The organism is Streptomyces sp. YIM 98790 (genome assembly GCF_011421595.1).
Classification (GTDB): Bacteria; Actinomycetota; Actinomycetes; order Streptomycetales; family Streptomycetaceae; genus Streptomyces.
In genome coordinates this window covers 1-19,205 of sequence record NZ_WTLH01000119.1, presented here as the reverse complement: position 1 = coordinate 19,205, position 19,205 = coordinate 1, and the positions used below count along the sequence as shown (strand labels likewise).

General features: G+C 74.5%; 13 protein-coding genes and 1 tRNA gene. 4 read left to right on the top strand and 10 right to left on the bottom strand.

Annotation, left to right across the window (positions count from 1 at the left end; all coding sequences use genetic code 11):
* On the bottom strand, positions 1–955 hold a 955-nt coding region (locus GQS09_RS18900; RefSeq protein ID WP_207958009.1), incomplete at its 3' end, for a sensor histidine kinase.
* 179 nt (positions 956–1,134) lie between these two features.
* On the opposite strand from GQS09_RS18900, the gene GQS09_RS18895 reads away from it, so the two are divergent.
* Positions 1,135–1,207 (top strand) — tRNA-Gln (locus tag GQS09_RS18895).
* A 108-nt stretch (positions 1,208–1,315) separates the two neighbouring features.
* On the opposite strand, the gene GQS09_RS18890 is transcribed toward GQS09_RS18895, so the two are convergent.
* The 3 genes from GQS09_RS18890 to GQS09_RS18880 all read right to left on the bottom strand — a co-directional run bounded on the left by GQS09_RS18890 (position 1,316) and on the right by GQS09_RS18880 (position 5,571).
* Positions 1,316–2,713 carry a serine/threonine-protein kinase gene (locus GQS09_RS18890; protein ID WP_165987803.1) on the bottom strand — a complete coding sequence of 466 codons (1,398 nt, stop codon included), beginning with the start codon at positions 2,711–2,713 and terminating at the stop codon, positions 1,316–1,318.
* Positions 2,710–2,859 (bottom strand): hypothetical protein, encoded by a 150-nt coding sequence (locus tag GQS09_RS18885; RefSeq protein ID WP_165987802.1) that lies wholly within the window; start codon positions 2,857–2,859, stop codon positions 2,710–2,712. Before GQS09_RS18885 ends, GQS09_RS18890 begins: the two co-directional genes overlap by 4 nt.
* Positions 2,860–3,621: 762 nt before the next feature.
* Positions 3,622–5,571: an N-6 DNA methylase gene (locus GQS09_RS18880; protein ID WP_165987800.1), complete on the bottom strand. Its 1,950-nt coding sequence runs from the start codon at positions 5,569–5,571 to the stop codon at positions 3,622–3,624.
* A 223-nt stretch (positions 5,572–5,794) separates the two neighbouring features.
* On the opposite strand from GQS09_RS18880, the gene GQS09_RS18875 reads away from it, so the two are divergent.
* Both GQS09_RS18875 and GQS09_RS18870 read left to right on the top strand, forming a co-directional pair.
* The gene (locus tag GQS09_RS18875) at positions 5,795–6,583 is read left to right on the top strand and encodes a hypothetical protein (RefSeq protein ID WP_165987798.1); all 789 of its coding nucleotides are present in this window, start codon (positions 5,795–5,797) and stop codon (positions 6,581–6,583) included.
* 227 nt (positions 6,584–6,810) lie between these two features.
* Positions 6,811–7,464 carry a hypothetical protein gene (locus GQS09_RS18870; RefSeq protein WP_165987797.1) on the top strand — a complete coding sequence of 218 codons (654 nt, stop codon included), beginning with the start codon at positions 6,811–6,813 and terminating at the stop codon, positions 7,462–7,464.
* A 102-nt stretch (positions 7,465–7,566) separates the two neighbouring features.
* Here GQS09_RS18870 and GQS09_RS18865 read toward each other — a convergent pair whose 3' ends face one another.
* From GQS09_RS18865 to GQS09_RS18840, 6 genes are all read right to left on the bottom strand, one after another.
* Positions 7,567–8,484: a trypsin-like serine protease gene (locus GQS09_RS18865; protein WP_313896213.1), complete on the bottom strand. Its 918-nt coding sequence runs from the start codon at positions 8,482–8,484 to the stop codon at positions 7,567–7,569.
* A gap of 128 nt (positions 8,485–8,612) precedes the next feature.
* Complete coding sequence (gene mfd / locus GQS09_RS18860) at positions 8,613–12,176, bottom strand: transcription-repair coupling factor (protein ID WP_165987795.1); 3,564 nt, start codon at positions 12,174–12,176, stop codon at positions 8,613–8,615.
* A 213-nt stretch (positions 12,177–12,389) separates the two neighbouring features.
* On the bottom strand, positions 12,390–12,908 hold the full coding sequence (locus tag GQS09_RS18855; protein WP_165987793.1) for a GNAT family N-acetyltransferase: 519 nt from the start codon (positions 12,906–12,908) through the stop codon (positions 12,390–12,392).
* 204 nt (positions 12,909–13,112) lie between these two features.
* Positions 13,113–15,698, bottom strand: coding sequence for an ABC transporter permease (locus tag GQS09_RS18850; RefSeq protein ID WP_165987792.1), 2,586 nt, complete (start codon positions 15,696–15,698; stop codon positions 13,113–13,115).
* Positions 15,695–16,480, bottom strand: coding sequence for an ABC transporter ATP-binding protein (locus tag GQS09_RS18845; protein WP_165987790.1), 786 nt, complete (start codon positions 16,478–16,480; stop codon positions 15,695–15,697). Before GQS09_RS18845 ends, GQS09_RS18850 begins: the two co-directional genes overlap by 4 nt.
* Before the next feature lie 426 nt (positions 16,481–16,906).
* The gene (locus GQS09_RS18840; RefSeq protein WP_165987788.1) at positions 16,907–17,542 is read right to left on the bottom strand and encodes a DUF4352 domain-containing protein; all 636 of its coding nucleotides are present in this window, start codon (positions 17,540–17,542) and stop codon (positions 16,907–16,909) included.
* Between the two features lie 430 nt (positions 17,543–17,972).
* On the opposite strand from GQS09_RS18840, the gene GQS09_RS18835 reads away from it, so the two are divergent.
* On the top strand, positions 17,973–19,205 hold a 1,233-nt coding region (locus GQS09_RS18835; RefSeq protein ID WP_165987786.1), incomplete at its 3' end, for a DUF6716 putative glycosyltransferase.

Sequence of the window (19,205 nt, the reverse complement as noted above, 5' to 3'; positions counted from 1 at the left end):
CGGGGTCCGCACCGGGGCCGGGGCCGGGACCGTCCTCGGCACCGGCCGCCGGGACCGACGCCGCCAGCTCGGCCAGCCGGGCGGCGGTCGCCGCCCCGGCCGGGGCCGGGGTGCGGTCGTTGCTGCGCAGCACGCCCAGCATGGTGCGCAGCTCGGACAGGGCCTGCCGGCCCATGTCCCCGATCAGCGCGGCATTGCGGGCCGCCTTCTCCGGGTCCTTGGGCGCCACCGCCTGGAGGGCCGCGGAGTGCACCACCATCAGCGAGACCCGGTGGGCCACCACGTCGTGCATCTCGCGGGCGATCCGGGTCCGCTCCTCGCGCCGGGCCCACTCGGCGCGCTCCTCGGCACGCTCGGCCAGCAGGCCCAGCTCGCGCTCCAGGCCGTCGGCCCGTTCGCGCAGCGACTCCACCAGCCGCCGCCGGGCCCGCACGTACATGCCGAACAGCACCGGCGGGACCACGTGCATCAGGCCGAACATGGCGGCGATCAGCAGGGTGAACCAGCCGGGCAGCGCCTGCTCCTGGTAGCCGTTGTCCTGCTGGAGGTTGAGGTAGGCCACGATCGTGGTGCCGATGCCGACCATGCCGGCCAGCGAGGCGGTGATCCGGCGCGGGGCGTCCGAGGTGGCCAGCGTGTAGAGCCCGATGAAGGCCATCAGCGCGCCCATGGAGGCGGGCAGCACGGCGATGGCGACCAGCACCACCGCGACCGGCCACTGGCGGCGCAGCAGCAGCACGGCACCGGCGAGCGCGCCGGCGATCAGCACCGGGATGACCGGCAGGCCGGTACGGCCGGCGAACCCGATGCCCTGGAGCGCGCTCTCCAGAGCGGACAGGAAGGCCAGCAGCGCGTCGAGGACCACACTGCGGCGCCGGGGCCACCACCACACCCCTGCCGGCGGCTGCCCGCGGTGGGCTCCGCCGTCGTCGCGGTCCGCCCCCGATTCCCTCATGGGCACCAGACTACGGGTAGGGTCCACCGGGTTTCAGCGGGGTTTCGGGCGCGCCGGACACCGGCCGGACGCGGGCCGCGGCGGCCGGGCGGTGGAGGCGGGCGGCCGTCGCGGGAGTGGCGGGCGGACTGGCATAGTGTGGAGAGCAGGCCGCCCGACGGACGCGGGTGGACTGCCTTTCCCCTGTGGTGTAATCCGGCAGCACAATGGGTTTTGGTCCCACAGGTTCAGGTTCAAATCCTGACAGGGGAGCCTCTGTGCTCGCCTGCGCCTGCTCACTCCCCGGTGCGTGCCGTCACCACCGGGGTCCCGTTCCGGCGTGGGCCGGAGCCGGGCACCGGGGGCGGGATGACGGGTCGGTCAGGCGTAGCTGCCGAGGTGGCGGAGGCAGTGCTGTTCGTCCTGGCGGAGCTGGGCCACGACGGGATCGTAGGGGCCGCGTTCGGCGGTGAACTCCTGGATCAGGCGGCGGATCTCCGGCAGTGCGCGGGCGAACTGGCCGGTGTCCAGCAGCGTCGCCGCGTACTGCTTGCGCAGGCTGCGCACCACCGCGGAGGTCTCGCCGTAGCGGGCCGCGGCCATCGGCAGGGCGCTGCTGAGCAGGTCCGCGACCCGGGCGTACTGGCCCTCGGCGAGCAGCCGCTTCACCTCGTCCAGGGTGGCGCTCAGGGTGGGCCCGGCGCCGCGGATGCCGCCGGCCGGGGTGCGCGGGTCGGGGTAGCCGTGGCCGCCGGTGGTGGCGGGCGTCCCCGTGCCGGGCTGCGGGGTGGCCGGCCGGGAGGGTGCCGGGGGCCGGGAGCGGGCGGCCGGGGGCCAGGGGGCCATCGGGTGGCGGAACGGACGGGCCGGGTCCAGCGGGGTGTCCGGGGCCGGGCCGGTGGCCGGGCCGGCCAGGCCGTGCCGCGGCAGCAGGGCGATCAGCTCGGCGTAGGTCTGGTGGGCGTCCGCCGGACGGTCGGCCGGGTCGCGGGCCAGCAGCCGGTGTACCAGGGCGGCGAGTTCGCCGGGGGCGTCCGGGCGCAGGCTGCGCAGCGCGGCCGGGTCGTGGTGCAGCTTCTTGTAGAGCAGCCCGGCGGCGTTGGGGGCGGTGAACGGGGGCCGGCCGGTGAGGAGTTCGTAGCCGATGGCGCCCAGCGCGTACAGGTCGGCGCGCGGGCCCACCGGGGGTTCGCCGACGCCCTGTTCCGGGGCCATGTAGACGGGGGTGCCGATCAGTGTCCCGGTGCGGGTGAGGCTGGTGTCCTCGTCGCCGCGGACGGCGGCGATGCCCAGGTCGAGCACGGTGACCCGGCCGTCCGGGCGGACCATGACATTGCCCGGCTTGAGGTCCCGGTGGACGATCCCGGCGGCGTGCACCGCCACCAGGACGGAGCTGAGCTGGGCGAGCACGGCGAGCGCCCAGGCCACCGGGTACGGGGTGTGCTCGCCGTGCTCGGCCAGGTGGTCGGCCAGACCGCAGCCGTCGACCAGCTGCATGACGAGGAAGAGTTCGTCGGCCTCGGCGCCCGCGTCGTAGACCGCGACCAGGCCGGGGTGGTCGATGCGGGCGGTGGCCCGGCACTCGCGCAGGAAGCGGCGGCGCAGTTCCTCGGGATCGGTGGTGCCGGAGAGCGAGGCCAGGCGTTCGGCGTGCAGCAGCTTGACCGCGATCCGGCGCCCGCCGAGCGCGGTGTCCGATCCGGCCCAGACCTCGCCCATGCCGCCGCGGCCCAGCGGCTCGGTGAGTTCGTAGCGTCCGGCGAGCAGCCGTGGGCTCAACGGTCGTCCTCCTCCTTGCGGAGCAGCTCGCCCAGTTCGTCGAGCTCATCGGCGACCTGCCGCATGCGCGGGGAGGGCCCGGCGGGGGTGTGCGACGGGAGCCGGGGCGGGGGCGTGGGGTAGCCGGTGGCCGGGCCGGGGGCCATGGGGCCTCCGGGCCCGGCCGGACCCGGGCCCGGAGGGTACTGGCCGGGGGCACCGGGACCGTACGGCCGGGCATGCGCCGGGTCCGCCGGACCGGGCAGGAGCACGCCGGACGGCGGGTGCGGCGGGTGCGGCGGCGCGGGCCGCCAGGGGCCACCGCCCGCCAGGGCGTAGGCCACACCCCCGACGATCATGCACAGGGCGTATCCGCCGGCGAGAGCGCTGNATGCACAGGGCGTATCCGCCGGCGAGAGCGCTGAGCGTCTCCTCGGTCTCGGTGGTGGGGTCGGCCGGGACCTGCCAGAAGACGATGACGTAGATCACGGTGAGGGCGATCCAGCCGCAGAACACCGCCCAGTCGGCCGGGCGGCCGCGGCGGACGGCGAAGCGCAGCGACGGTACCCAGGAGAGGAAGCCCAGGGACCACAGGGGGAAGGTGGCGAACAGGACGCGGGCCACGATCTGTCCGCTGCCGCCGCTCTTCCCCGCCGGTGCGGATGCATGGGACGGAACCGGGCCGTACATCGCCACTCCTCTCTCCCCCGTCTCCCCCGTCGCGGGTGGCGGCTCGCTTGCGGGCAGGGGCCGGAAACCCCTCGGCCCGGATGAGAATAGCCCGCCCCGGCCCGGCCCCATGCCCCCGTGGCCGGGACGTGACCGCACCGGTTCCCCGGCCCGCGCGGCGCCCGGACCCGCGGCGCCCGGACGGCTCGGTGGCCGGACCGCTCGGTGGCCGTCCGGCCCCGGCCGGGTGCGGTCCGTGGTCAGTCGTGGCGGGGGGCCGGGAGGGTGCCGTCGGTGAGGCCGTCGACCGCGCCCTGCACATAGCGGCGGCCCAGCGCCACGGTGTGCTCCAGCGCGGCCTCGAAGGCGGCCAGTCCGCGGAAGCAGCGCCCGTAGGCGCGCTGGGTCTCCAGCGGCAGCCGGGGCACCTTCAGGCGGCGCAGGTCGATCCGGGAGGCGGTGGAGGCGTAGCTGCTGGCCTGGCGGGTGTTGCGGGTGTTGCGGAGGAAGCCGGCCAGGAACCAGGGATCGAGCGCCGCCGGGTCCGGGCGCAGCAGCCCGGTGTGGCGGTCGCCGGGGGCGGCGGACCGCCGGCCGGCGCTCGCCTCGGTGACGACCTGGGCGAAGGCGGTGCCGTCGCCGAGCAGCGGGACGACGATGTCGCCGGGGCGCGGCTCGGGCAGGGTCTCGTCGGCGGAGACGGTGTGCACCTGGAGGGCGCCGGTGCGGGCCAGTTCGGCGATGGTGACCGTGGACCAGCCGCCCGGTGCGGCGGACGCCGGCTCCGCCGCCTGCCCCCCGCCGGGCCCGGCGGGGGCCGGGAGGGCCGGGAGGGCCGGGGTCAGCTCGTGGGTGCGCAGCAGGCTCTCGCGCAGCCGGTCGCGCACCTCGCCGAGGGCGTCCGGGCCGGCGGTCTCGGCGGGCGGCGGCAGATGGCGGGCCGGCGCCAGGTCCACCTCCTCGTCCAGCAGGTCGATGGCCGGGATGGTGCGGCGCACGCCGGGGACGTCGATGCCCTGTCCGCCCCGTGCGGCGGCGGCGCCGGTGTCGGCGAAGGCGGCCCAGGCGTCCAGCACGGTCCGCTGCAGGGCGGGCCAGTCCACCGGGCGGCGGCCGTCGGCGCGGTGGTGCGGTCCGGCGGCGTCCACCACCAGCAGCCGCGGATCGGGCGCGGCCGGGCCGCCGGGCCGTACCAGCACCCACAGGTGCAGGGCCAGGCTGTGCGGCGGGGCGGCGCCGGCCGGCAGGGCGATCACGGCGCGCAGCGCGCCGCGGCGCAGCAGGGCCGCACGGATGCGGCGGCCGGTGCGGCGGGAGGCCGCGGCCGGGGGCATCAGCAGCACCGCGGTGCCGCCGGGGCGGAGCCGGGCCAGGGCGTGCTGGACCCAGGCGAGCTCGGACTCGGTGCGGGCCGGGAGCCCGTACTCCCAGCGGGGGTCGTAGGCCAGTTCGTCGTGGCCCCAGTGGCGTTCGTTGAACGGGGGGTGGCAGAGCACCGCGTCCACGCTGCGGTCGGGGAAGGCGTCCGCGCGCAGTGCGTCGCCGGTCCGGACCCGGACGGCGGAACCGCCGCGCAGCGCCAGGCGCAGTCCGGCGAGGCGGGCGAGCGGGCCGTCGGTGTCCTGGCCGAGGAGTTCGGCGGGCCGGTCGCGGCCCTCGGTGCCGCGGGCGGCGGCGAGCAGGGCGCCGGAGCCGCAGGCCGGGTCGAGCACGGTGGCGGCCGGTCCGGCGAGGGCCGCCATCAGCGCGGCGGTCTCCGGCGGGGTGGGACTGTGCTGCCGGGAGACGGTGTCCAGGTAGCGGTCGAGGAGGAAGCCGAAGGCGTCCGCGGGCGAGGTCTCCTCGGCCAGCGCGGCGGCGGTGGCGGCGATCGGGCCGGCCTCCTCGGGGGCGCGCCCGCCGTGGTCCAGGAGTTGTTCGCCGATCCGGGCGAGGGTTGCGGCGAGGGCTCCGCCGCCCGCGGCGGTGCCGCCCTCCCGGGCCTCGACGAGCTGCCACAGGCGTTCCCGCAGCGGTACCTCGGCCAGTTTGCCGTTGCGGCGCAGCCACTCCTCGATCTCGGGGAGCGCGAAGGTGGGACTGGTCTGGGTGCCGCCCACCGGCCGGGGGAAGTCCCCGTGACGCCGGCGCCAGTTGCTGACCGCGGCGCGGCCGACACCGGCCAGGCGGGCGATTCCGGCGGAGGTGACCTCCGCTTCCTGTTCCGGCACTCGGCGCGCTCCTCTCGCTGTGCTGCTGAGCCAGCAGTGTGCATCAGTACCACCCAGTATTCCGAGTCCCCTTCGATACACAGCCCAGTCCCTCGCTCCACCAGATAGCTTGTTGACTCAGTTCACAGTCTATGCTGTGATTACCTCACCGGCCCGGGAGAGGCCGGGTCAACACGGACACATCGCGAACCCGTTTTTCCATCTGGGAGGGGACACCGCAGCCATGGCTGAGCAGCTTCCGAACACCGTTCCGACCGCCGAGCGCCCGCGGGGCCGCCGCTTCGCCCGGAAGCGGATGCTGGCCCTGGCCGGGCTGGCCGCCGCCACCCTGGCCGTGGGCACGCTCACCGCCTGCTCCCCCGAGGAGGAGAGCACCGGCAACGGCTCCTCGCAGGACAAGGGAGAGGACACCGGCGGCGGGGAGCAGACCGACGAGGGCTCCGGCGGCGACGGCGGCGGGCCCGAGCAGTCCGAGCAGTCCGAGGAGCCGGACGAGTCCGGCGAGGACGGCGCCGGCGGGGAGGCGATCGACGGCAGCGCCGGACGCCTGGAGGTCGGCACCGACATCCAGCCCGGCCTGTACAAGTCGGTGGGCAACGACTTCTGCTACTGGGAGCGGAACAACGGCGGCGAGGACGAGCTGGACTCGATCATCGCCAACGACACGGTCGAGGGCCAGGCGTACGTCCAGATCATGGAGAGCGACGTCTACTTCGACACCGAGGACTGCGGCGACTGGACCCCGGTGCCGGACGGCGTCACCGGGGAGCAGGCCACCGAGATCCCGGGCAACGGCGGCACCTTCATGGTGGGCGTGGACATCGCCCCGGGCACCTACAAGTCCGCGGAGAACGCGGAGGAGTGCTACTGGGAGCGGCTGACCGACCTGTCCGGCTCGCTGGACTCCATCGCGGACAACGACTTCGCCTCCGGGCAGGCCATCGTCACCATCGAGGAGGGCGACGCCTTCTTCACCAGCAACTACTGCGACGACTGGGTCAGGCAGGACTGACCGGCGGGACCGGCACGCACCCCGGCTCCCGCCACCACCGCCGCTCCCCCGCTCCCCCGCTCCCCCGGAAGCGAGGCCCGGAGGCTCCCGCCCCGGGCCTCGTGCCGTGCCCGCACGCCGCCGGGGCACGCCTGGCGCCCCCGGACACACCCGTCAGCCCTTCCGGCAAGCGGAGAGTATCCGTATGGTCGCAGTGCGCAACCATCATCATCCGGAAGGGGAGCGTGTTGCCGAACACCCCCGGTCGTCACGGGCGGGCCGCACTGGCCGCGCTGGCCGCCGCCGCGTTCGCCGCCGGCGGGCTGACCGCCTGCGAGGAGAGCGCGCCCTCGGCGGCGGGCTCCGGCACGCAGGAGGACGGCACGGAGCAGGACGGCGGCCGGGGCACCGGCCCGCGCACGGAGTTCGGCGGGGACGCCGGGCAGCTGGAGGTCGGCACCGATGTCCGGCCCGGGCTGTACGTCTCCACCGGCAACCGGTACTGCTTCTGGCGGCGGGACAACGGCGGGGATGTCCCGGTGGCCAGTGACGCCCCGGTGGGCACGAGCTACGTCCGCATCGACGAGAGCGACATCACCTTCACCACCGAGGGATGCGGCGACTGGCGTGCGGTGCCGGAGCACCCGGAGGGCGAACCGGCCACGTCGTTCTCCGGCGACGCCGGGGTGCTGATGGTCGGGGTGGACATCGCCCCGGGGGTCTATGTCTCCGCGGACAACGGCGGGGACTGCTTCTTCCAGACCATGACCGATGCCTCGCACGAGTGGACCACCCTGGACGAGCCGGGCGTGGTGAGTGACGACGGCACCGGCCGGATCGACGCCACCCGGGAGGGCACCTTTCTCCGCACCATGGGGTGCGCGGAGTGGGTGCTGCAGTGACCGCGGTGGCCGACCGCGGGCGGGGCGCACTACGGGCCGGTGCGCCCCGCCCCATCCCGTGCCGGGCGGCCCGGGCGGCCGGGCGGCGGGGGCGGCGGGAGGTCAGGGCAGGTCGGTGAAGGGCGCCAGGAAGGCCCGGGCCACCGGGGTGTCCAGGCGGTAGGCCACATTGGTGGCGTAGCAGGGCACATCGCCGGTGATGGTGGTGCCGGCCAGGAGGCGTTCGCCGCCGAGGAGGACGAAGTTGGGGCCGCCGGAGTCGCCGTAGCAGGCGCCGCCGTTGCCGTTCGCCTCGATCATGGACAGCCGCACCCAGGTCTTGTTGAGGGCGTTGAAGGTCAGCGGCGCCTTCAGCCGCACGCCGCCGCCCGGGTGGCCGTGGGCGCCGGTCTGCCCCTCCTGGGTGCCGTAGCCGGCCACCACCCAGTCGGCCGCGTTCAGCGCCTGGGGCCCGGCGTCGCCCAGCTGCCCCGCCGCGGGCAGGGTGGCCGGGGTGAAGGTCCAGCGGCCGGCCGGCTCGTCCGCCGGGAGCTCGACCACCGCGATGTCCTTGGAGTCGGCCGAGGTGCCCGGGTAGCCGGGGTGGCTGTGCGCCTCGCCCTCGACCGCCACGGCCGCGGCGACGGCGTCGGCGTCGCCCGGGTGCGCGGCGGCGGCCGCGTCCAGCGCGCCCTGCACGTCCTCCTCCAGGGAGACATGGAAGCGGGTGCCCTCCGGCCAGCCGGTGGTGCAGTGCGCGGCGGTGAGGAAGGTGTCCCGGTCGATCATGGTGCCCGAGCAGACCCAGCGGACGCGGTCGGGGGTCGACGGGTCGGCGTCGTTGTCCCACTGGACGACCAGGGCGCCCACTTCGGTGCGTTCGGGCGCGGGCTCGGCGTTGTAGGAGTTGATGGCCCCGGCGGGCAGGGCGCCGGCCAGGGTGAGGGCGCCGGCCGCCGCGGCGGTCACCGCCGTCCGGCGGAGCACGGTCCGGCGGGAGTCCCGGCGGGCGGCGGCGGGGGTTCGGCTGGTTGCCTGCACTCACACGCTCCTTTGTGCGACCGGGCCGCCCGGTTGCGGCCCGGGGCAGGCATTCAAGCCCTTCCCGGGCCGCACCGACAGGCCCTCCGCACCGCCGTTATGCTCTTGAGATACGAAGGAATCGCCGGTCAGCCGAGGATGCCGGTGAGGAACTCACCGGTCCACGCCAGCAGCTGACGTCCGGTGAGCGGCTTGCCGCCGACCCGCGCGGTGGCCGGGCGGGGCACCAGCACCTGACCGGTGGCGTGCTTGATCACCGAGCCGGGGTGGAGCCGCTTCAGCCGCAGCTCCTGGGACTCGCGCAGCTCCACCGGCGAGAAGCGGATTCTGCTGCCCTGGAGGGTGATGTCCGCGACCCCGCAGGAGCGGGCCAGCAGCCGCAGCCCGGCGACCAGCAGCAGGTTCTCCACCGGCTCGGGCAGCGGCCCGTAACGGTCCGCCAGCTCCTCCCGGACCGCCTGCACGTCCTGCTCGGTGTTGATCTCGGCGATGGCCCGGTAGGCCTGGAGCCGCAGCCGCTCCCCGGGCGCGTAGTCGTGCGGCAGGTGCGCGTCCACCGGCAGCTCGATCTTGACCTCCAGCGGCGGCTCCTCGGCCGCCTCGCCGCCCGCCTGCAGCGTCTGCCGGTACTCGGTGACGGCCTCGCCGACCATGCGGACATAGAGGTCGAAGCCGACGCCCGCGATGTGCCCGGACTGCTCGGCGCCCAGCAGGTTGCCCGCGCCCCGGATCTCCAGGTCCTTCATGGCCACATACATGCCGGCGCCCATCTCGGTGTGCTGCGCGATGGTGGCCAGCCGCTCGTGCGCGGTCTCGGTGAGCGGCTTCTCCGGCGGGTACAGGAAGTAGGCGTAGCCGCGCTCCCGGCCCCGGCCGACCCGGCCGCGAAGCTGGTGCAGCTGGGACAGGCCGAAGGTGTCGCCGCGCTCCACGATCAGGGTGTTGGCGTTGGTGATGTCGATGCCGGACTCCACGATGGTGGTGGAGACCAGCACGTCGAAGCGCTTCTCCCAGAAGTCCACCACCACCCGCTCCAGGGCGGTTTCCGACATCTGGCCGTGCGCGACCGCGATCCGCGCCTCCGGCACGGCCTGGCGCAGCCGGGCTGCGGCCCGCTCGATCGACTCCACCCGGTTGTGGATGTAGAACACCTGGCCCTCGCGCAGCAGCTCGCGGCGGATGGCCGCGGCGATCTGCTTCTCGTCGTACGGGCCGACGAAGGTCAGCACCGGGTGCCGCTCCTCGGGCGGGGTGGTGATGGTCGACATCTCGCGGATGCCGGTGACCGCCATCTCCAGGGTGCGCGGGATGGGCGTGGCCGACATGGTCAGCACGTCCACATTGGCGCGCAGCTTCTTCAGCTGCTCCTTGTGCTCGACGCCGAACCGCTGCTCCTCGTCGATGATCACCAGGCCCAGGTTCTTGAACCTGGTGCCGCCGGAGAAGAGACGGTGGGTGCCGATGACCACGTCCACCGTGCCGTCGGAGAGTCCCTCCAGGACCCGCTGGGCCTCGGCGTCGCTCTGGAACCTCGACAGCGCCCGCACCTGGACCGGGAACTGCCGGTAGCGCTCGGTGAAGGTCTCGGAGTGCTGCCTGACCAGCAGGGTGGTGGGGACCAGGACCGCCACCTGCTTGCCCTCCTGCACCGCCTTGAAGGCCGCGCGGACCGCGATCTCGGTCTTGCCGTAGCCGACGTCGCCGCAGATCAGCCGGTCCATCGGGACGGACTTCTCCATGTCCTCCTTGACCTCGGCGATGGTGGTCAGCTGGTCCGGGGTCTCGGCGTAGGGGAAGGCGTCCTCCAGCTCCCGCTGCCAGGGGGTGTCGGGGCCGAAGGCGTGGCCGGGGGCGGCCATCCGGGCCGAGTACAGCCGGATCAGGTCGGCGGCGATCTCCTTGACCGCCTTCTTGGCGCGGGCCTTGGTCTTGGCCCAGTCGGCGCCGCCGAGCCGGTGCAGGCTGGGCGCCTCGCCGCCGACGTAGCGGGTGACCTGGTCGAGCTGGTCGGTGGGCACGAACAGCCGGTCGCCGGGCTGGCCGCGCCTGGCCGGGGCGTACTCCACCACCAGGTACTCGCGGGTGGCGCCCTGCACGGTGCGCTGCACCATCTCGATGTAGCGGCCCACGCCGTGCTGCTCGTGGACGATGAAGTCGCCGGTCTGGAGGGAGAGCGGGTCCAGGGTCTTGCGGCGGCGGGCCGGCATCCGGGTCCCGGCGCCGCCGGCGGTCTTCTGGCCGGTGAGGTCGGTCTCGGTGAGCACGGCCAGCCGGAGCGCCGGGGCGGTGAAACCGGTCTCCAGCGCGCCGCAGGCCACATGCACCACGGAGGGGCTGATCCCGCCGTCCAGGTGCGGTTCCAGGCCGGCGGCGATTCCCTCGCCGGTGAGCACCTCGGTGGTGCGGGCGGCCGGACCGTGGCCCTCGGTGAGGAAGACCACCCGCCAGCCGTCGGCCAGCCAGCCCTTGGTGTCGGCCAGCGCGCGGGCGATGTCGCCCCGGTAGCTCTCCGGTGCCTTCAGGCCCAGCTCCAGGGTGTCGGCGCCGGGGCCCCCGGCGTCCGGCGCCCGGTCCTCCTCGCCCGCGCTGGCGAACGGCGACACCGTCCACCACAGCATGCCCAGCTCACGGGCGTGCTCGCGGACCTCGGCCAGCGAGCGCAGCGAGGCCGCGCCCAGATCGACCGGGGCCTCGCCCCCGCCGGCCGTGGCGGCCCAGGACGCCTGCAGGAACTCGGCGCTGGTGGCCACCAGGTCGGCGGCCCGGGTGCGTACCCGCTCCGGGTCGCAGACCACGGTCATGGTGCCCTCGGGGACCACGTCCAGCAGCAGTTCCATGTCGTCCACCAGGGCCGGGGCCAGCGACTCCATGCCCTCCACCGCGATGCCCTGGGCCAGCTTGTCCAGCATCTCGGCCAGCTCGGGATGGACCGCCGCCAGCGCCGCGGCCCGCTCCCTGACCTCCTCGGTGAGCAGCAGCTCCCGGCACGGCGGCGCCCACAGGCCGTGCTCGGCCACCTCCAGGGAGCGCTGGTCCGCCACCTTGAACCAGCGGATCTCCTCGATGTCGTCGCCCCAGAACTCCACCCGCAGCGGGTGTTCCTCGGTGGGCGGGAAGACATCGAGGATGCCGCCGCGGACGGCGAACTCGCCGCGCTTCTCCACCAGTTCCACCCGGTTGTACGCGGCGGCCGCCAGCGCCTCGGTGATCTCCCCGAGGTCGGCCCTCGACCCGGCGCGCAGCGCCACCGGCTTCAGCTCACCCAGCCCCTTGACCTGCGGCTGGAGCACCGAACGGACCGGGGCCACGACCACCGAGACCGGGCCGGCGCCCGGGTCGTCGGCGCTGGGGTGGGCCAGGCGGCGCAGCACGGCCAGCCGCCTGCCGACGGTGTCGGCGCGCGGCGAGAGCCGCTCGTGCGGCAGGGTCTCCCAGGCCGGGAACTCCACCACGCCGTCCGGCGGCATCAGCGAGCGCAGCGCGGCGGCCAGGTCCTCGGCCTCCCGCCCGGTGGCGGTGACCGCCAGCACCGGGCGGCCGGTGCGGCGGGCCAGGGCGGCGACCGTGAACGGCCGGGCGGCGCCCGGCCCGATCAGGTCGACATGGTGACGGTGGCCGGCGGACGCCGCCCGGACGGCCTCGGTGAGGGCGGCGTCTTCCACGACGGCATCGAGCAGGCCGTGCAGGCTCATATGGTTTCCATCCCGGTGGCTGAGTCGGCCCGGTGGGCCCGGCGGGGCGGGGGCTGGGCACGGAACACAACGAACACACAAAGCGCCCGACACGCACTGCGGGCCGGGTTCTCTCCAGACTACGCCCCCGGCCGCGGAACCCCGCCTGCCACGGGCCCCTCCCGGGCCCCGCCCGGCCGTGCGGAGCGCCGGCTGCGGGGCCCTTGACCCCGGCTAGAGGCGGGTGAAGGGGGCGGCGTAGTGGAAGGGGCCGCGCAGCACGGTGGGGCAGGCGGCCAGGCGGCGGATCTGGAAGTAGTCACCCCAGGCCGGGTCGGGGGCGAGGATGCCGAACTCCGAGGCCGGGCGGAAGCCGAAGCGGCGGTAGAAGCCGGGGCTGCCGAGCAGCGCCACCAGGGGCTCGTCCAGGGCGTCGGCGGCGCCGAGCACGGCGTGCATCAGCGCCGATCCCACGCCCCGCACCTGGTGGTCGGGGTGGACGCTGAGCGGGCCGAGGCCGAGCACGGGGGTGGAGCCGACCCGGCCGCGGGTGCAGACCACATGGCCCAGGACGGTGCCGTCGGAGGGGTCGGCGGCGACCAGGGAGAGGCGGGGCAGCCAGCCCGGGTCCTTGCGCAGCTCGCCGAGCAGGGTCGTCTCGGCGGGCAGCGGACTGCCGGGCTTGGCGAAAGCGGCGGTGGTGACGGCCGCGACCGCGGCCTCGTCGCCCGGGAGCTCACGGCGTATCAGCACGACCACAGTCTGCCTCCTGAACTGGGCGGAAGCAATGAGTTTTCGAACACACGAACGAATGGAGCGGGAGGCTGCGGCCGGCCGGAAGGACCGGACGGACCCCGGACGGAGGAAGGACCCGCCCCGGGCGGGGGCTGCCCGGGGCGGGTCCGTTCGCGAAGCCGTTCGAACAACCGGGGTCGTCCGTGCGGCTCGTCCGCCCGGTTACTCGGTCGCGATGGCGTTGAGGATGTTCATCCGGCCGGCGCGGAAGGCGGGGACCAGCGCGGCCAGCAGGCCGACCACCGCGGAGCCGATGAACACCGTGATGATCGTCGGCCACGGGATCTCCAGGACCTCCATGCCCTCCAGTGCCAGCAGCTGCTGCGCCGCCCCGCCCCAGGCCAGACCCATGGCCACGCCCAGCACCGCGCCGAACAGCGCGATCACCACCGACTCCAGCCGGATCATCCGGCGGAGCTGGCGCCGGCCCAGGCCGATCGCCCGCATCAGCCCGATCTCCCGGGTGCGCTCCACCACGGCCAGCGCCAGCGTGTTCACCACACCCAGGACGGCGACGATGATGGCCAGCGCCAGCAGCCCGTAGACCAGGTTGAGAAGCTGCCCGACCTGCTGCTGGATCAGCTCCTTGAAGTCCGCCTGGTCGCGCACCTCCATCTGCGGGTACGCCTCCAGCGCGCTCTCCAGGGAGGCCCGGGCCTGGTCCGTGCGGCCGTCCTCGGCCAGCGCGAACAGACCCCACGGCAGCGGCATCTGCTCCGGCTCCAGCACCGAGGCGGCGGTGTCCTCGCCGAGGAAGGCGCCGGAGTTGTCGAACGCCGGCTCCTCGGTGATCGCCCGCAGGGTGACGGTGGCCGGGCCGGCCGCGTCCTGCAGCCGGACGGTGAGCTGGTCGCCCAGGGCCAGGCCGTGCTTCTCGGCGGTGTCCGTGGGCAGCGCGATGCCGCCGCTCTCCAGCGCCTCGGACAGGCTGCCCTCGACCACCGGGGTGTCCATCATGGCCGGGTAGCCGGGAGTGGTCAGCGCCAGGCGCTGTTCGAACTCCGCGCCCTCCGGGCCGGTGACCGTGCCCTCGACCTCGCTGACCCCGACCACCGCGGCCAGATCGTCCGCGGAGCGCACCGCCTCGGCGGCCTCCGGCAGGATCGGCATCCAGTTGGAGGTCTGGATGATGTAGTCCGCGCCCAGCGACTCGTCGATCTCGTCGGTCGCCGAGGCCACCATGGAGGAGCCCACCACGGACAGCCCGGCCACCAGCGCCAGGCCGATCATCAGCGCCGAGGCGGTGGCCCCGGTGCGGCGCGGGTTGCGCAGCGCGTTGCGCTCCGCCATCCGCCCGATGGAGCCGAAGCCGCGCAGCAGCACCGCGCTGAGCGCGCCGAGCACCAGGCCCACCAGCGCCGGGGCGGCCAGCACCAGGCCGATCAGGGTGAGCACCACCCCCACCGCCAGCCACAGGCCGCCGGCCGAGGCGGAGGTGGCGCCGCCCGCCAGCACCAGCGCCCCCAGGCCGAGCACCAGCATCCCCCCGCCGACGGCGGTGCGGACCCGGCCGGCCCGCACATCGCCGGGGGTGCCGGCGTCGCGCAGCGCGTCCATCGGGGTGACCCGGGCGGCCCGGCGGGCCGGGAACCACGCGGCCAGCAGGGTGACCGTGACACCGACCACGATGCCGATGACGGGCACCGCGAGGCCGACGGTCAGGTCGTCGGTGGACAGGTTCATGCCCAGGGCGCCCATCAGCGTCATCAGGCCGACCGCGATGCCCAGGCCGGCCGCGAAGCCCAGCACCGAGCCGACCAGGCCCAGCAGCAGCGCCTCCAGCATCACCGAGCGGTTGACCTGCTTGCGGCTGGCACCGATGGCCCGCATCAGCCCGATCTCCCGGGTGCGCTGGGCGACCAGCATGGTGAAGGTGTTGACGATCAGGAAGATGCCGACGAGCAGCGCGATACCGGCGAAGCCGAGCAGGATCCACTGGAGGAAGCCGAAGACCTCGGCGAGCTCGCTGCGGTTCTCCTCGATGTACTCGTCGGCGGTCTGGATCTTGAAGTCCTCCGTGCCGAGCGCGGCGACGACCTCTTCCTTCAGCTCGGTGTCGCCGACGCCCTCCGCGGCGTCCACGGCGATCTGGGTGTAGGCGTCGCCGGTCCCGAGCAGCACCTGCTGGGCGGTCGGCAGGTCGAAGTACAGAACGGCGGCGCCCGGGTTGGTGACCTTGAACTTGGCGATGCCGGTGATGGTCATCGCGTGGTCACCGGTGACCGACAGCACCCGCACCTGCTCGCCGACCTCCAGGCCCTTCTCGTCGGCGGTGTCCTTGTCGATCATGGTCTCGCCGGGGCCGGCGGGCGGCTCGCCCTCCACCACCTCCATGGTCCGCAGCTCCAGCTCGGACCAGCTCGCGCCGATGGTGGGCGCGCCCGTGGTGGGGCCGATGTTCTCGTTCTCGGAGTCCACGGCCACGATGGACTGCGAGGCCACGATGCCGGTGACGTCCGAGACGCCGTCCAGCCCGCCGAGCCGCTCGGCCGCCGAGGCCGGCAGGGTGACCGGGCGGCCGGTCAGGTCGACGTTGTCGAAGCTGCCGTCGGCCTCCCGGTCGGCCGCGCTGATCATCACGTTCGAGGCGCTCTCGGTGAACAGCCGGTCGAACGTGGCCTGCATGGTGGCGGTGAAGACGAGCGTGCCGCAGACGAAGGCCACGGACAGCAGCACCGCCAGCCCGGACAGGACCATGCGTCCCTTGTGCGCCACGAAATTGCGCATGGACGTGCGCAGCACGCTCATGAGGTCCGCCCCTGGGAGTCGAAGCCGCGCATCCGGTCCAGCACCTTGTCGGCGGTGGGGTCGGCCATCTCGTCCACGATCCGCCCGTCGGCCAGGAAGACCACGCGGTCCGCGTACGCGGCGGCCACCGGGTCGTGGGTGACCATCACCACGGTCTGGCCCAGCTCGTCCACGGAGCGGCGCAGGAAGCCGAGGATCTCCGCGCCGGCGCGGGAGTCCAGGTTGCCGGTGGGCTCGTCGCCGAACATGATCTCCGGCTTGCCGGCCAGGGCGCGGGCCACGGCCACACGCTGCTGCTGGCCGCCGGAGAGCTCGGACGGCCGGTGCTTGAGCCGGTCCGCCAGGCCCACCGTGGTGATCACGTGCTCCAGCCACTTCGGGTCCGGCTTGCGGCCGGCGATGTCCATGGGGAGCGTGATGTTCTCGATCGCGTTCAGCGTGGGCAGCAGGTTGAAGGACTGGAAGACGAAGCCGACGTTGTCCCGCCGGAGCTGGGTGAGCTTCTTCTCCTTCAGCCCGGTCAGCTCGGTGCTGCCGATCCAGACCCGGCCGGCGGTCACGCTGTCCAGACCGGCCAGGCAGTGCATGAGGGTGGACTTGCCGGAACCGGACGGCCCCATGATCGCGGTGAAGGCCCCGCGCGCGATCTCGATGCTCACCTCGTCGAGTGCGACGACCTTGGTCGCGCCCTCCCCGTACGCCTTGGTCACGCGCTCGGCGCGCGCGGCAACGGCCGTCCCTCCGCCGCCCCCGGTACCCGGTTCCGCTACCGCCGTGGTCACAACTGGCTCCTAGATTCTGATCGGATTCCTACCCCCGAAGGTAGGGAGCGGCGGCCGTACCGGTCGTCGCCCCGGAGAACGAACCCGGCGGCGGAGACGTCCGCAGAAAGTCGCACCGTCCCCTAAGGGGCCTCCTCCCGAAGGATGGGGGCTGACGCAGGGGCAGGTGCAACCCGGGCTACGGCAAACCGGTACGACCTGCCGCGAACGGCTTCCCGGGCGTCCCCCGCGGGTCGTGCTCCGTCCTCCCCGAGGCGGAGCCGGCCCGTACGCCGGCCCGGCCCGTACGCCGGGGCCGGGCGCGGGCACGCGCAGCGGCGGCGCCCGGTGCCCACCCCCGCGGGACACCCGGACGCCGCCGTGCGGACCGGCAGGTGCCGGTCCGGGCCGTGCCGTGCCGGGCGCCGTGCCGGCCGGCGGGCCGGATCAGAGCCGGAGATTCCAGTAGGCCGGATCGAGGTCGATGTCCAGCGGGTCCACCGTGACGTCGATGAAGCCCGCGCCCTCCGGGACGTCGAAGGCCACCTCGCCGGTGAATGTGCGGCCCGGCTTGAGGGTGCCCCGCGGCTCGGCGGTCAGCTCGCTGTCGAAGATCTCCGGCGCCTCCACCCCCGCGTCGCCCGCCCGGGCGGAGAACAGGAAGATGATCTCGGTCTCCTCGGTGCCGTTGTTGGTGACCGTCACCGTGGTCTTGTGCGGCCGCCCGGTGTACTCGGCGTACTCGCCCGGGGTGTAGGGCTCGGCGGCGGAGAGGGTGACCTCCAGACCGTTGGGGTGGACGTGTGTCTCCCCCGCGGCCAGGAAGCCCTCGTCGGCCTCGGCCGGTGCCTCCTCCCCGCCGCCGGTGTCGCCGCCGCCGTCCCCCTCGGCGCCGCCGTCCCCACCGTCGGTGGCGCCGTCACCGTCGCCGGTGTCCGGCTGCTGCGACGAGCCCTCGCCCGCGTCCGGCGGCAGCGGCTCCTCGCAGGCGGTCAGTCCGCCCAGCGCCAGTACCGCCGCGGCGACGGCCCCCGTGATCGCCGTCGTGCGCCGTCCCCGGCTCCCGGTCCGCTGCGCTCTCATCCCGATCTCTCCCCTTCCGGACGCGTCGCCGGGCCCCCCGTGCCGGCCCGGCGACTCCATGGGAGCAGCCCGCCGGAGGCCGCGGCCAGGCCCGGCGGCGGGCTGTTGCCCCGCCGCGACGAAGTCAGGACCGGACGGACGATTTCCTGACCGGCCGGTGAACGCCGGTCCGGCGGGCGGCCCGCCGCGCCCGCTCCCACCTGCCCCGTTGACCCGGGCACCACCTGTGCGACACCGTGGGTTCACGCGGTGGACAGCACCGCGTAGCGCACGGGGGATATCCACGGGGGTCAGCACTTCGGCGCCGGCCGCCCGACGCGGCGGCCCCGGGCCGGGGCCGCGCCGCGGCCCGGTCCCGAGGGCCTCTCGGCTCCGTCACAGCACCGCAACCGGGGACCGAACCGGGGTCCCAGTGAAGGACACTCAACGCATGGGAAGCGCCAGGCCACGCGCCGTCGTATTCGCCGACTCCGACAGCCGCTGGAAGTGGGCCGCGATGACCACCCGGCAGATCGCGCCGGACCACGCCATCGACGCCCGGTTCATGCAGACCGGGTCCATGCCCTCGCAGCGCCAGATCGACGAGGTCGGCGTGGTGCCGGACACCAGCAGGGTGGTGAGCCTGCTGGAACTGCTCGAGGACCCGGAGCTGCCCGAGGCGGACCTGCTGGTGCTGGGCGTCACCGGCGGCAGCGTGCTGGCCATGCTGCACGCCCTGGGCACCGCCTGGAAGGGGCGCGAGCGCCGCCCGGTGGTGGTCACCGGCTATGTCGGCGTGGTCTACGAGAACGCCGTGGACGGTGCCGTGCTGCGGGTCGGCGCGGACATCGTGCTGGCCAACAGCGCCGCCGACGCCGAGATGTTCCGCGACATCTACGCGGGCGTGGGCGCCGACCCCAAGGTGGTGGTGGAGAGCGCCCTGCCGTTCCTGGGCGGCAAGCGGTACGAGCCCGGCGCCTGGGAGCGCGAGGGACGCCCGTTCACCGTCTGCTTCGCGGTGCAGCCCTCGGTGCCGGCCACCCGCGAGGAGCGGGTCAGCATCCTGCACAAGGCGGCCCGGCACGCCCGGCTGCACCCCGGGCGGGAGGTGCTGATCAAGCTGCGCAACCGGCCCGGCGAGGGCGTCACCCACCCGGAGGCCTACTCCTACGAGGAGCTGTTCGGGCAGCTGGCCGACCCGCCGCCCAACCTGCGGCTGCTGTACGGCGAGATGGGCCAGGTCCTGGACCGCACCGACCTGCTGGTCACGGTCTCCTCCACGGCCGCCATGGAGGCCATCCACCGCGGCATCCCCACCGGCATCCTCACCGACTACGGCATCCGCGAGGCGCACGGGAACCACTTCTTCGTCTCCTCCGGCCTGCTCACCTCCTGGCAGGAGCTGGACGAGGGCCGGCTGCCGGCCGTGGCCCCGGGCTGGGCCGAGCAGAACGGGCTGACCGGCCAGGACCCCTACCGGGAGGCGCGGGACCGGTACGCGGCGCTGCGCGGCACCGCACTGCCGCCGCTCAAACCCTGGTACACCCCCGGCCTGCACGACGACTACCTCAAGCGGCTCGTTCCGCGGCGCGGCGTCGGGCTGGACGGGCTGCCGCTGCCCGCCGAGCCCCCGGCGGAGCGCCGGGCCGGACGGCGCCCGCGGCCGGTGCGGCGGCTGCTGCGG